Below are 12,225 nucleotides of genomic sequence, written 5' to 3' on the forward strand. Positions count from 1 at the left end.
GCGCCAGCACTGGCACCCCGCCCGCCAAGCGCAGTGGTCCGCGCAACGGTGCTCCACGCGACGGTCAGGCCCGTCGCGAAGAGCCGCGCAACCGCCGTCCGGCGCGTGACGATCAGCCGGTACGCCAGGAACCTGCCGTTCAAGGTCCACGCGACAAGCAGCCGAAGATCATGCACAAGGAGTCGAAAAGCGATCGCTTCCCGACACCTGAGCAGCTCGATCAACTGCCAAGCCGTCCACGTGGTGAAAAACCAGCATTGCTGACCCGCAATCGCTGATTTACCGCGGCAATAAAAAACGCCCCTGATCGCAAGATCCGGGGCGTTTTTTGTTGGTGTGGCGAACTGCTTGTGTAGGAGCTGGCGAAGCCTGCGATCTTTTCGGCGAATCAATGCGGTGGCCGGCCGGACGAAAAAAGATCAAAAGATCGCAGCCTGCGGCAGCTCCTACGGTCTCGACATTATTTCGTTTGAACACCTTCGAACGAGATATTCAGGTCCAGGGTTTGCGAAGAAGCACCTGGGCCCTTGATGCCGAAGTCGTTCAGCTGAACGGTAGTAGTACCGGCAAAACCGGCACGGTAGCCACCCCATGGATCCTTGCCTTCGCCAATGAAGGTGGTCTTGAACACCACCGGCTTGGTCACACCGCGCAGGGTCAGGTCACCGGTCACGTCAGCGGTTTTTTCGCCAGTGGGTTTGACACTGGTGGAGACGAACTTGGCTTCCGGGTATTTGCTTACGTCCAGGAAGTCTTTGCTGGCAATATGCTTGTCACGTTCTGCGTGGTTGGAAAACAGGCTGGCAGTTTTCAGCTCGACATCAATTTTACTGGCTTCTGGCTTGGCAGCATCGAAGCTGAACGAGCCGTCCCAATCCTTGAAAGTGCCATAGATGAAGCTGTAGCCCAAGTGGCTGATTTTCCATTCGACGAAGGCATGCTGGCCTTCCTTGTCGATCTTGTAGTTCGCGGCCATCGCCTGACCGGCGGACAGCAGAGCAGAACCGATTGCCAGAGCGGCGAGAGTCTTTTTCAACATGTTTTCTATTCCTTTGGAGTCGAGGTTGATCATCAGGCTTTGCGCCCCAGCATTCGCGCCAGGGTCACGTCACGATCGATAAAGTGGTGCTTCAATGCTGCCAACGCATGGAGACCGGAAAAAATTACCACTGCCCAGGCCAGGCACAAATGGATCACCCCGGCCGTATCTGCCTGGTCCGGTAGTCCGGAAACCAGAGCTGGGACTTCAAACAGGCCAAACACCGGAATCCCGACACCGTCTGCGGTGGAAATCAGGTAACCGGCAATCATCACAGCGAACAGACTGAGATAGAGAAAGCCATGGCCGAAGCTGGCACCGAGCCGGGTCAAGCGCCCATGGCTGGTCGGTGCGGGCGGCGGTGGATTGACAAAGCGCCACAGCAGCCGCAGCAACATGATCGCGAACAGCGTCAGACCGATGCTTTTGTGCAGGTCCGGTGCGTCTTTACGCCAGGTGCTGTAGTAGTCGAGGCCGACCATCCACAAGCCAAGAGCAAACAGACCGACGACCGCGAGTGCCACGCCCCAGTGCAAAAAAATGCTGACCCAGCCGTAGCGGGAGGAAGAGTTACGAAGCTGCATTGCCCAAATCCTGTAAGAACAGCGCCCAAGACTAACGACTTACCTATCGATTTAAAGCGCAAATTTTCGCTTTGAAATATCGAGAAATACGATCAAGAGTCTGAAGTGAGCTGGTTAAGGAAAGATTAACGGCCAGGAAGGACTGGGATAAAGAGCCTAGTGAAACCCTGTGGCGAGGGAGCTTGCTCCCGCTGGGGCGCGCAGCGGTCGTGAAGCTCTCTACCCGATTCTGCCAGACATACCGCGCTGGCAGGTTTGCGACTACTCCGCAGCCGAGCGGGGGCAAGCCCCAATGCCGGTCAGTTAAGGATTTTCTGGCTCCGCCCATTCCTCGTAGCAGCTGCCGAAGGCTGCGTTCGGCTGCGCAGCAGCCGTAAATCCTGCTTCCACGGTGTGTCTGAAATACCGCGGCGCTTGATTTTACGACTGCTGCGCAGCCGAACGCAGGCTTCGCCAGCTGCTACGGTTTGCATACAGCCTTAACTGACTGGCATTGGGGCAAGCTCCCTCGCCACAAGTTCGATGCTCGGCTCTGTATCGGGATTGGATCAAGAAGAGCGCGGCTTGGACGCCGCGCCCTGGAGAGGGTTACTGCACCTTGGCGTCAGTGGCTGCCGCAGGTTTGGCAGCAAGCTTTTTGACCGGTTCCACGGTGGCAGGCGCTTTCTTCGCTACCGGTTTGGCCGGGGCTTTTTTGGCTTCGCTTTTCACCACCGGTTTTTTCACCGCCTGAGCCTTGGCCGGGGCTTTTTTCACCGGTTCGGCTTTCGCTGGAAGCAAAGGTTTCGGCGCTTCAACCGGTGCGGGCGCAACTGGCTCCGGAGTTGGCACTGGAGCGACTTGCGGGGCAGGTACTGCCGGTTTGGCCGGGACCTTTTCCGTCGCACCGAACATCCGCGAGAAGAAGCCAGGCTTGGCCTCTTGCGCTTTGCTGTCGGCTTTTGCCGGCTCAGGTTTCTTCTCGGCGGCTTTATCGGACGAGCCACCGAACATATTGGAGAAGAAATTCCCCTGGCTGGCTTTCGTTGCGCCAGCCGCGGCGACCGCAGCCACCGGCAGCACTTTGGCCGGTTCGAAGGATTTGCCTGCCGCCAGGTCTTCAACCTGGCTGGCCGCCCGCTGCCCCGTGCGCAAGGCACCTTCCAGAGTGCCCGGGTACAAGGCGTCGGTATGCTCGCCGGCAAAGGCTACGCGTTGCATTGGACGCTCCCACAGGCGCCAGTACTTGCTGATCTGGCCGGGGCCGAAGGCCAGATAAGCACCGCCAGTCGAAGGGTCAGTACTGTAACGACGGATTTCATAGCCGGTAAACGCACCACGAGCCTGTGGATAAAACGCATGCAGACGGATCAGCACCTGATCGACCATCTGCTTGTCGCCGAACGCCTGCAGGATCCGCGCGTTGTCGCCAGACAGGTTGATCACTACGTTGGCGCCACCTTTGAGGGCCGGTTCAACCCACAGCATGCCCAGGCCAGTGTTGCTGAAAATCTCACCGGACATCCGTGCCTTGCTTTCCCAGACCGGGGTGCTGAACTTCAGCATGATCTGGTCGCGCCAACCGTAATTGGTGCCTTTGATTGCCTTCTGATGCAGAGCATCCAGGGACGGGGTCATCTGGATTTTGCTCAGTGCCCGCAACGGTACCGCCAGCACCACGTAGTCGGCCTGGTAGCCAACGCTACCGACCTTGACCGTAACACCATCCTTATCCTGGATAATCGCCGAAACCGGCGAACTGGTCTTGATGGTTTTCAGCTCTTTGACGAAGGCCTGGGCCAGCACCGGGCTGCCACCGAGCAAACGCGAAGCCCGCAGGTCGCGATCGGCAATGCCCCGGTAGACTCGGCTCTGTTGTGCAAAGTACAACAGCGACAAGCGCGACGGTTCGTCGTAACGGCTACGAATCTGCTGATTGACCAGCTGCCGCGCGGTGACCGGCAATTGCAGGCGATCCAGCCAATTGGCAACGTTGATCTGATCAAGCGCGAACAGTGTGCTGTTGGCAGCAGGATTCAGCGGGTCATCGATTGAGCGCGCCAGATCGTCCAGGGTCGTTTCGTAGCGCTTGAGCGCCTCGGCGGTCGCTGGCTGTTTCACCGCCAGATCGGCGACGGTGAAGTAGGTGCCGTCGATCAGGTAGCCGGGGGAACGGACGAACTCCGGTGCCGGCGTAGTGCCCAGCTTGAAGGTCTCGACATACTTGTTCAGGACCGGCTGGGTCTTGCTGTTGCCGATCCATTCACTGGTGGCCATGCCCGAGCGCCCGCCCATGCCCGGCTTGGCTTCCAGCAGCGTGACCTGCCAGCCTTTGTTCTGCAGCTCGTAAGCCGCGGTCAGGCCCGACAATCCACCACCGATCACGATCGCCGTCGGTTGTTTGTCCTTTGCCAGCGCCGAGACGCTGAACAGCCCTATTATCACCAGCGCACAGGCGCGCAGCCAAGCAGCAGACATTCTGCGAACTCCCGAAAAAAACCAGAAAAGTGTCGGATTATCGAGTCCGACGACTCAAAGAGCCGCGAAGAATACGTCAGGCATCACACGCCCGCCAGCGGCGTCTTCTACCCACTTCAGAGTAGCTGAAACTACACAATGGGTTGTCCCGGCGTCATGCATTGCATAGGCTTGCGCGATTGTATGTCCGCGCATGTCGAGGACCGCCTCGAGGAGAGTGAAAATGGGCCTGAATAATCAGTGGATGCAGCGCGATCTCGCGGTTTTGTGGCATCCCTGCACCCAGATGAAAGATCACGAACAGCTGCCGCTGATCCCGATCAAGCGCGGCGAAGGCGTGTGGCTGGAAGACTTCGAAGGCAAACGCTACCTCGATGCGGTCAGTTCCTGGTGGGTCAACGTCTTCGGCCACGCCAATCCACGGATCAATCAGCGGATCAAGGATCAGGTCGACCAGCTTGAGCACGTGATTCTGGCCGGCTTCAGCCATCAGCCGGTGATCGAGTTGTCGGAACGTCTGGTGAAGATAACCCCGGAAGGTCTGACCCGATGCTTCTACGCCGATAACGGCTCGTCCTGCATTGAAGTCGCACTGAAAATGAGCTTTCACTACTGGCTCAACCGTGGCCAGCCGAACAAGAAGCGCTTCGTCACCCTGACCAACAGCTACCACGGCGAAACCATGGCCGCGATGTCGGTGGGTGATGTGCCGTTGTTCACCGAGACCTACAAGGCGCTGTTGCTCGACACCATCAAAGTGCCGAGCCCGGACTGCTACCTGCGCCCGGATGGCATGAGCTGGGAAGAACACTCGCGCAATATGTTCGTCGCCATGGAACAGACCCTGGCCGAGAACCATGACACTGTCGCGGCGGTGATTGTCGAGCCGCTGATCCAGGGCGCCGGCGGTATGCGCATGTACCACCCGGTGTACCTGCAACTGCTGCGCGCCGCCTGCGACCGCTACGGCGTGCACCTGATCCACGACGAAATCGCCGTCGGCTTCGGCCGTACCGGCACAATGTTCGCCTGTGAACAGGCCGGTATCCGCCCGGACTTCCTCTGCCTGTCCAAAGCCCTGACCGGCGGTTACCTGCCGCTCGCCGCGTGCGTGACCACCGAGGATGTCTACAGCGCCTTCTACGACGACTATCCGACCCTGCGCGCGTTCCTGCATTCCCACAGCTACACCGGCAATCCGCTGGCCTGTGCGGCGGCGCTGGCGACCCTGGATATTTTCGAACAGGACAACGTAATCGAAAACAACAAGGCCCTCGCCCAGCGTATGGCCACGTCCACCGCGCATCTGGTCGATCACCCGCATGTGGCGGAAGTGCGTCAGACCGGTATGGTGCTGGCCATCGAAATGGTTCAAGACAAGGCCAGCAAGACCGCTTACCCGTGGCAAGAGCGGCGTGGGCTCAAGGTGTTCCAGCATGCACTGGAGCGTGGCGCCTTGCTCAGGCCTTTGGGCAGCGTGGTGTACTTCCTGCCGCCTTATGTGATTACCCCGGAACAGATCGACTTCCTGGCCGAAGTGGCCAGTGAAGGGATCGATATCGCCACCCGCAGCGACATCCAAGTGGCGGTACCAGCGAATTTCCATCCGGATTTTCGTGATCCGGGCTAAGGTCCTGCGATGATCCCCTGTGGAGAGGGGACTTTCTGTGGCGAGGGGGTTTGCCCCCGCTGGGGCGCGAAGCGGCCCTAAAAAACGGCTGATGCGTTTCTACAGATAAAACGCATTGGCAGATTTTACGACTGCTTCGCAGCCGAGCGGGGGCAAACCCCCTCGCCACAGAATGTATTCCAGATTAAGTTCTTCGCCCACATCAGATATTCAACAGAGATCCAGAATGAGACTGTCCCGCTTCTTTATCGACACCCCCTTGAGCCTCGGCGAACACGAACTGCCGGAGGCTCAGGCGCATTACATCAGCCGTGTGCTGCGCATGGCCGAAGGTGATGCGCTGCAGGTGTTCGACGGCTCAGGCTTTGAGTTTCGCGGCAAGTTGCTGGAAGTCGGCAAGAAGCGCGTGGTGGTCCAGCTGGATGAAACCTTCGCCGGGCAGATCGAATCGCCGCTGCAGATTCATCTGGGCCAGGGCTTGTCCCGTGGCGAGCGGATGGATTGGGCTATTCAGAAAGCCACCGAACTGGGCGTTACCGAGATCACTCCGATCTTCAGCGACCGCTGCGAAGTTCGCCTCAAGGACGAACGCGCCGACAAGCGCCGGATGCACTGGCGCCAGGTCGCCATCAGCGCCTGCGAGCAATGCGGGCGTTCCCGGGTGCCGGTGATTCATCCACCGCTGTTGCTGGCCGATTGGCTGAAACAGACTGAAGCCGAATTGAAGCTGGTGCTGCACCCGGTGGCGGAGCCGCTGGTCAGCCATGCCAAACCGGCGACGCTGGCGTTCCTGATCGGCCCTGAGGGCGGGTTGTCCGACGCTGAAGTCGATCAGGCTCAGGATGCCGGTTTCCAGCCCGCCCGCCTCGGCCCGCGGGTGTTGCGGACCGAGACGGCGCCGGTGGTGGCGCTGGCGGTGGCCCAGCAGTTGTGGGGTGATTTCTAACCGCACCCTTGTTGATTTGTGGTGGCCGGGAAAAGATCGCAGCCTGCGGCAGCTCCTACGGATTTGCGTCCGCTCGCCATCGGGTTGATCCCGTTGGTGCAGCCTGCGAGCTTTTTGTCGGGTTATTGCACCGGATCGCTCACCGGCTTGGCGATGATTGCCTTCAGTTCGCTGGTCATCGGGAATTCCAGGTTCAGGCCCTTGGGCGGGATTGGCTGTTCGAACCAGCGCTGGTAAATGCCGTTGATTTCACCCGAGCGGTACAGATCCGCCAGCGTTTCGTTCACCAACGCCAGGAACTGCGGATCATCCTTGCGCACCATGCAGCTGTAGATTTCCCGCGACTGCTCTTCCCCTACCACCACCCATTTATGCGGATCGCGGGCTTTGGCGCGCTCGCCATACAACAGCGCGTCATCCATATAAAACGCCGCGGCCCGGCCGGTTTCCAGCATCTGGAAGGCTTCGCCGTGATCCTTGGCGCTGATCACGAACATGTCGATCTTTTGCTCGACGTTGTAGTTCTTGAGGAAACGTTCGTTGGTGGTGCCGGCGGTGGTCACCACGTTTTTGCCGCGCAAGTCGGCAAAGCGCTTGATGCCACTGTCTTTGGCCGTCAGCAGTTGGCCTTTGACATAGATAAACCCATAGGAAAACGCCACCTGCTTCTGCCGCTCGGAGGTAACGCCGGTGGAGCCGCATTCCAGGTCGACGGTGCCGTTCTGCACCAGCGGGATGCGCGTCTGCGAAGTTACCAGGTTGTACTTCACCTTGAGCTGCGGCAGCTCGAGTTTGTGCTTGATCCGCTCGACGACTTTGTTCGCCAGGTCCACCGAATACCCCATCGGCTGGCCGGAGTTGTCACCCACATAGGAAAACGGCACCGACGCATCGCGGTAGCCCAGCGTGATGCTGTTGGCATTGGCGATCTTGTTCAGCGTTCCCGCAAGCGGCGTTTCGCTGGCCTGTAGTTGGGTGCTGAGCAGAATCAGGGTGCAGCCGATCAACGTGATTTTTTGCATTGTTATTCTCCGTTGTGGGTGTGGGGATTAGCGGCGAGTTGCGATGACAGTGATCTCCACCAGGATTTCAGGCCGCGCCAGTTCGGCTTGCACCGTCGTGCGAGTGGGCGCCTGGCCGGGCGATAACCAGGCCGCCCAGACCTCATTCATCGGGGCGAAATCATTCTGGATATCTTTCAGGTAAATGCTCGCACTGAGCAGATGATCCTTGTCGCTGCCCGCCTCGGCCAACAGGAGATCGATCTTCTCCAGCACCTCGCGGGTCTGGCCAGAAATCTCGGGGCTTGCGCCCGGGACCTGGCCGGAAAGAAATACCAGGTCGCCGAAGGTCACGGCAGCGCAGAGTCGGCTGTTGCTGTTGATTCGATTGATGGTCATGGGATTTTCCTTCTGGTTGATAAGGGGTCAGGCGGCATGGGGCGCGAGGCCCTGCATGTCGATCGAGGTGTGGCGTTGGCCAATCAACTCGCTGAGCAGCCGGGCGCTGCCACTGGCCAAGGTGAAGCCCAGGGCGCCATGGCCGAGGTTGAGCCAGAGGTTGCGATAGGCACTGGCACCGATCAGCGGCACGCCGCTGGGGGTGGCCGGGCGCATGCCGGCCCACTCAATGGCTGCGTCGTAGTCCCCGACATTCGGAAAAGTAGCGATGGCCTGGCGCTTCATCAGCGCCAGGCGCTTGGGATCAACAGCCGGATCAAAACCGACGATGTCCACCATCGCCGCTATCCGTAGCTGCTGACCGATGCGGGCATAAACCATCTTGCGGTCGTAATCGGTGATGCTGATGTCTGGCGCGCGATGCTGCGCGCCAATCGGCACGGTGAGGCTGTAGCCCTTGAGCGGATACAGCGGCACTTGCACACCGGGCAGCGCCAGGGCCGGGCTGCGATGACCGGCGGCGATCACCAGTTGCTCGACCGGCAGGACTTCGCCAGCCAATTCGATGGCGTGCACCGCGCCGTTACCATGACGAATGCCCGTCACCGTACGGCCCAGCAAAAACTCGCAGCGACCGGAGGCTTTCAGCTTCGCCGCCAGTTGCTGGCAGAAGGCGTGACAGTCACCGACCTCTTCGTCCGGGGTGTAGATCGCGCCGACAAAGGGCGTCTCGGCCAGTGTGGGCTCCAGCTGTGCGCAGTCGGCCTGAGACAATACTTGCTGGTGACGGCTATCGGCCAGGTTGTGCCGGGCATGGGCAAAACTGCCCGAGGTGCGAAAGGTCACCAGCTTGCCGTTGCGCCGCCAGTTGAATCCGTCGAGCCGGTCTTCTTCGCGCCAGCATTTCAGCGTGCTCTGGCTCAATAAGGCCAGACGCAACAGATGGCCGGCATTGCGGCGGTTCACTGAGCTGCGGCACGCGCCGAGGAACGACGCCATCCAGCGCCATTGTGCCGGGTCGAAACGCGGGCGCAGCTTTAATGGTGAATCACCGCGCAACATCCAGCCGATCGCCTGCAAGGGCACCCCGGCATCCGCCAGCGGCGCGACGTAGCGATAAGAGAGTTGGCCGCCATTGGCGAAACTGGTTTCGCTGCCCAACGAGTCCCGCGCCTCGACCAGGGTCACGTCAAAGCCGTCGCGAACCAGCGCGTAGGCCGTTGCCAACCCAATCACGCCACCCCCGATGATGCAAACCCGCTGAGCCATGTCAGTCCTTAGCCACTATTGAAACGAGCTTCAGATTAGGACCAGGTGACAGGCGCGGAACAATGAATAAAGATGGGCTAACCATAAACAAAGGTTATGGGCTAGCCATGCGATTGCGACATATCGAGATCTTTCAGGCCATCCGCCAGACCGGCTCGGTCAGCGGCGCGGCGCAACTGCTGCACGTCTCGCAGCCGGCGGTGACCAAGGTCCTGCAGCATGCCGAGCTGCAGCTTGGTTTTAAGCTGTTCCTGCGAGTGCGCGGCAAACTGCAAGCCACGCCCGAGGCGCTGGAGCTGGAGCGCGAGGTCGACAAGGTCACCGAAAGCCTGCAAGGCGTGCGACGCCTGGCCCAGAGCCTGCGCCGCGACCCGGGCCACAACTTGCGCATCGGTGCCACCCCGGCGCTGGCCTTGTCCCTGCTGCCACCGGCGATCAGCGAATGGACCCGGCGTTACCCGAACATTGTCTGCGAGCTGTCCAGCGCCCACAGTCGCGAACTGGTGCAGAACCTGTTGATGCGCGAGATTGATGTCGCCCTCAGCCTGCAGCCGCCGGATCACCCAGGGCTCAAAGCCCAGGTGCTGGCCCACAGCGTGTTGGTGGTGTTGGCGCCCATCGATTACTGGGCCGACGAGAGCAAGGGCAGGCCATTGCCGTTGATGGAGCTGGCGGGTGCGCCGTTGATTGGCTTGTCCAGTGCCGATCCACTGTCGGCGAAACTCGACAGCTACCTGAAAGCCGTCGAACCGCCACCGCGGGTCAGCATTGCCGTGCAGACTTATTCACTGGCCAGGGCCATGGTCGAATCCGGTGCCGGACTGGCGGTGATCGACCCGTTCACCGCCCTCGGCGCCTCGCCCGCCACCACCGCCATCCGCCCGCTGGCTCCGGCGCTGCCGATCAGTCTGTACGCCGTGACCCGCGCCGATGAAGCGCCTGCGCATACCCTGAGTAATCTGCTGGAGATTTTCAGCAGGCGGGCTCAGGAGCAGTTGGATCGGTTGATGGATAAGGGTTGATCGTGGTGCCTGCTACAAGATCGCAGCCTGCGGCAGCTCCTACAGGATGTGCGTTTCGCCAATGACATTGGAGAAACGCGGTCGGCGTAGGAGCTGCCGCAGGCTGCGATCTTTTCTCTCACAACACATAAAACAGAATCGCCACAAAATGCAGCAAACTCCCGGCAATCACGAACAGGTGCCAGATCCCATGGGCATGGCGCAGACGGTTGTCGAGCGCGAAGAAAATAATGCCCACGGTGTACAACACCCCGCCCGACGCCAGCCAGGCGAAACCGGCAGTGCCCAGCGCCGCCAGCAACGGCTTGACCGCCACCAGCACGATCCAGCCCATCACCGCGTAGATCACGATCGACAGAATCCGCGCCTCGGAACGCGGCTTGATCTCCTGCAGGATGCCGATGATCGCCAGGCCCCAGACAATCCCGAACAAGGTCCAGCCCCACGGGCCACGCAAGGTAACCAGACAGAACGGCGTGTAACTCCCGGCGATCAGCAGATAGATCGAAAAATGATCGACCTTTTGCATGATGGTTTTCTTGCGCCCTTGCACGCTGTGATACACCGTCGAAGCGCTGTACAGCACCAGCAAGGTGAAACCATAAATCGCCACGCTGACAATCTTCCAGGGGCTGCCGTCCAGACTGGCAATCACCAATAACCAGACCGCCCCGATACAGGCCGCGACCGCACCCACCAAATGCGTCCAGGCGTTCAATCTTTCCCCGTGATACATGCGTCACTCCCCTCGAAACTCGTCACATCGTATACACACATTCCCCGTAGGAGCTGCCGAAGGCTGCGATCTTTTGATCTTCCGGCGTCAGGGACAACGTCAAAAGATCGCAGCCTGCGGCAGCTCCTACGAAAGCACGAGCCAGGCTTTCGCCAGTTGGGCACAATCAAGTCATTCAAATAAGAGTCCGCGCCATGCTGATCGATGAAGAGTTGACCCTGAAAAAGCTCGAGATATTCCTGGCCTTTATGCGCACCGGCAACCTGGCGCGGGCAGCGGTTGAGTTGCAGACCAGCAATGTCAGCGTGCATCGGGCCATCCACTCCCTGGAAAGCGCCCTGCGTTGCCCGCTGTTCAAACATGAGGGGCGCAACCTGACGCCACTGGAAAGCGCCTATGTGCTGGAAGAGCGCGCCCAGAAGCTGATCCAGGACGTGATCGAAAGCGTGCGTCTGACCCGCGAAGCCGCTGGATTCTCCGCAGAGCGTTTCAAACTGGGCTCGTTGTATTCACTGACGGTCAAGACCGTGCCGCAACTGATTATGGGTCTGAAAATCCGCCGCAGCGAACTGAATATCGACCTGATCCTCGGCTCGAATATCGATCTGCTGTACAAGCTCAAGAACATGGAAGTCGACGCGATCCTGGTGTCCCTCGACGACAGCATGAACGATCCGGACTGCGAGCAGATCCCGCTGTTCTCCGACGATATCTTCCTCGCCACACCGGCCGATTCACCCTTCGCGCAACAAGCGGAAGTCGATCTCAGCGATGTGCGCAACGAGACCTTCATCACCCTGACCCAGGGCTTTGCCACTCACCAGGACGGTAATCGGGTGTTCCAGCAGGCAGGCTTCGAGCCGAAGGTGGCGATGCAGGTCAACGACATCTTCACCCTGCTGAGCATGGTCAGTTCCGGGGTCGGTTATGCCTTGCTGCCGGGGCGGATTGCGGCGGTGTATGAGAACCGGGTGAAGCTGATTCCATTGCAGGCGCGCTATCGCCTGCAACAGCATATTGGCGTGGTGTTCCTCAAGGCCAAGGAGCGCGATCCGAATTTATTGGCGCTGTTGGCGGAGTGTCGGATGTATGCCCATCGGCATGCCTCTTGATAAACCGCGTCGCCTGCATCGCGAGCAAGC

General features: G+C 59.9%; 11 protein-coding genes and 1 pseudogene. 5 read left to right on the forward strand and 7 right to left on the reverse strand.

What is annotated here, in order from left to right:
• Nucleotides 1–278 (forward strand): annotated as a pseudogene (locus F8N21_RS28760) (DEAD/DEAH box helicase); the annotation flags it as partial.
• Nucleotides 279–460: 182 nt separating this feature from the next.
• On the opposite strand, the gene F8N21_RS28765 reads toward F8N21_RS28760, so the two are convergent.
• From F8N21_RS28765 to F8N21_RS28775, 3 genes are all read right to left on the reverse strand, one after another.
• Nucleotides 461–1,039 (reverse strand): YceI family protein, encoded by a 579-nt coding sequence (locus F8N21_RS28765; protein ID WP_150645357.1) that lies wholly within the window; start codon nucleotides 1,037–1,039, stop codon nucleotides 461–463.
• Between the two features lie 32 nt (nucleotides 1,040–1,071).
• Entirely contained in the window at nucleotides 1,072–1,623 is a 552-nt protein-coding gene (locus F8N21_RS28770) for a cytochrome b (RefSeq protein WP_150645358.1), read from the reverse strand.
• 588 nt (nucleotides 1,624–2,211) lie between these two features.
• Nucleotides 2,212–4,080, reverse strand: a complete 1,869-nt coding sequence (locus tag F8N21_RS28775) for an FAD-dependent oxidoreductase (RefSeq protein WP_150645359.1) — start codon at nucleotides 4,078–4,080, stop codon at nucleotides 2,212–2,214.
• A 223-nt stretch (nucleotides 4,081–4,303) separates the two neighbouring features.
• Between F8N21_RS28775 and F8N21_RS28780 the strand changes: the two genes are divergently transcribed.
• Nucleotides 4,304–5,710 (forward strand): adenosylmethionine--8-amino-7-oxononanoate transaminase, encoded by a 1,407-nt coding sequence (locus F8N21_RS28780; RefSeq protein ID WP_150645360.1) that lies wholly within the window; start codon nucleotides 4,304–4,306, stop codon nucleotides 5,708–5,710.
• 226 nt (nucleotides 5,711–5,936) lie between these two features.
• On the forward strand, nucleotides 5,937–6,656 hold the full coding sequence (locus F8N21_RS28785; RefSeq protein WP_150645361.1) for a 16S rRNA (uracil(1498)-N(3))-methyltransferase: 720 nt from the start codon (nucleotides 5,937–5,939) through the stop codon (nucleotides 6,654–6,656).
• A 122-nt stretch (nucleotides 6,657–6,778) separates the two neighbouring features.
• On the opposite strand, the gene F8N21_RS28790 is transcribed toward F8N21_RS28785, so the two are convergent.
• From F8N21_RS28790 to F8N21_RS28800, 3 genes are read right to left on the reverse strand one after another with little or no spacing between them, the layout of a single operon-like run.
• Entirely contained in the window at nucleotides 6,779–7,678 is a 900-nt protein-coding gene (locus tag F8N21_RS28790; RefSeq protein WP_150645362.1) for a transporter substrate-binding domain-containing protein, read from the reverse strand.
• 27 nt (nucleotides 7,679–7,705) lie between these two features.
• Nucleotides 7,706–8,056 (reverse strand): RidA family protein, encoded by a 351-nt coding sequence (locus F8N21_RS28795; protein WP_150645363.1) that lies wholly within the window; start codon nucleotides 8,054–8,056, stop codon nucleotides 7,706–7,708.
• A 27-nt stretch (nucleotides 8,057–8,083) separates the two neighbouring features.
• Complete coding sequence (locus tag F8N21_RS28800) at nucleotides 8,084–9,325, reverse strand: D-amino acid dehydrogenase (RefSeq protein ID WP_150645364.1); 1,242 nt, start codon at nucleotides 9,323–9,325, stop codon at nucleotides 8,084–8,086.
• A gap of 107 nt (nucleotides 9,326–9,432) precedes the next feature.
• On the opposite strand from F8N21_RS28800, the gene F8N21_RS28805 reads away from it, so the two are divergent.
• The gene (locus tag F8N21_RS28805) at nucleotides 9,433–10,347 is read left to right on the forward strand and encodes a LysR family transcriptional regulator (RefSeq protein WP_150645365.1); all 915 of its coding nucleotides are present in this window, start codon (nucleotides 9,433–9,435) and stop codon (nucleotides 10,345–10,347) included.
• A gap of 118 nt (nucleotides 10,348–10,465) precedes the next feature.
• On the opposite strand, the gene trhA is transcribed toward F8N21_RS28805, so the two are convergent.
• Nucleotides 10,466–11,083, reverse strand: a complete 618-nt coding sequence (gene trhA / locus F8N21_RS28810) for a PAQR family membrane homeostasis protein TrhA (protein ID WP_150645366.1) — start codon at nucleotides 11,081–11,083, stop codon at nucleotides 10,466–10,468.
• A gap of 194 nt (nucleotides 11,084–11,277) precedes the next feature.
• Between trhA and F8N21_RS28815 the strand changes: the two genes are divergently transcribed.
• Nucleotides 11,278–12,195 (forward strand): LysR substrate-binding domain-containing protein, encoded by a 918-nt coding sequence (locus F8N21_RS28815; RefSeq protein WP_150645367.1) that lies wholly within the window; start codon nucleotides 11,278–11,280, stop codon nucleotides 12,193–12,195.
• Nucleotides 12,196–12,225 lie beyond the last annotated feature (30 nt).

It is taken from the genome of Pseudomonas fluorescens (assembly GCF_902497895.1).
In the GTDB taxonomy this organism is placed as follows: Bacteria; Pseudomonadota; Gammaproteobacteria; order Pseudomonadales; family Pseudomonadaceae; genus Aquipseudomonas; species Aquipseudomonas fluorescens_BP.

Excerpts from the sequence above, each read along its gene's own strand:
- F8N21_RS28765 (WP_150645357.1), bottom strand. The coding sequence starts at position 1,039 with ATGTTGAAAAAGACTCTCGCCGCTCTGGCAATCGGTTCTGCTCTGCTG.
- F8N21_RS28770 (WP_150645358.1), bottom strand. The coding sequence starts at position 1,623 with ATGCAGCTTCGTAACTCTTCCTCCCGCTACGGCTGGGTCAGCATTTTT.
- F8N21_RS28775 (WP_150645359.1), bottom strand. The coding sequence starts at position 4,080 with ATGTCTGCTGCTTGGCTGCGCGCCTGTGCGCTGGTGATAATAGGGCTG.
- F8N21_RS28780 (WP_150645360.1), top strand. The coding sequence starts at position 4,304 with ATGGGCCTGAATAATCAGTGGATGCAGCGCGATCTCGCGGTTTTGTGG.
- F8N21_RS28785 (WP_150645361.1), top strand. The coding sequence starts at position 5,937 with ATGAGACTGTCCCGCTTCTTTATCGACACCCCCTTGAGCCTCGGCGAA.
- F8N21_RS28790 (WP_150645362.1), bottom strand. The coding sequence starts at position 7,678 with ATGCAAAAAATCACGTTGATCGGCTGCACCCTGATTCTGCTCAGCACC.
- F8N21_RS28795 (WP_150645363.1), bottom strand. The coding sequence starts at position 8,056 with ATGACCATCAATCGAATCAACAGCAACAGCCGACTCTGCGCTGCCGTG.
- F8N21_RS28800 (WP_150645364.1), bottom strand. The coding sequence starts at position 9,325 with ATGGCTCAGCGGGTTTGCATCATCGGGGGTGGCGTGATTGGGTTGGCA.
- F8N21_RS28805 (WP_150645365.1), top strand. The coding sequence starts at position 9,433 with ATGCGATTGCGACATATCGAGATCTTTCAGGCCATCCGCCAGACCGGC.
- trhA (WP_150645366.1), bottom strand. The coding sequence starts at position 11,083 with ATGTATCACGGGGAAAGATTGAACGCCTGGACGCATTTGGTGGGTGCG.
- F8N21_RS28815 (WP_150645367.1), top strand. The coding sequence starts at position 11,278 with ATGCTGATCGATGAAGAGTTGACCCTGAAAAAGCTCGAGATATTCCTG.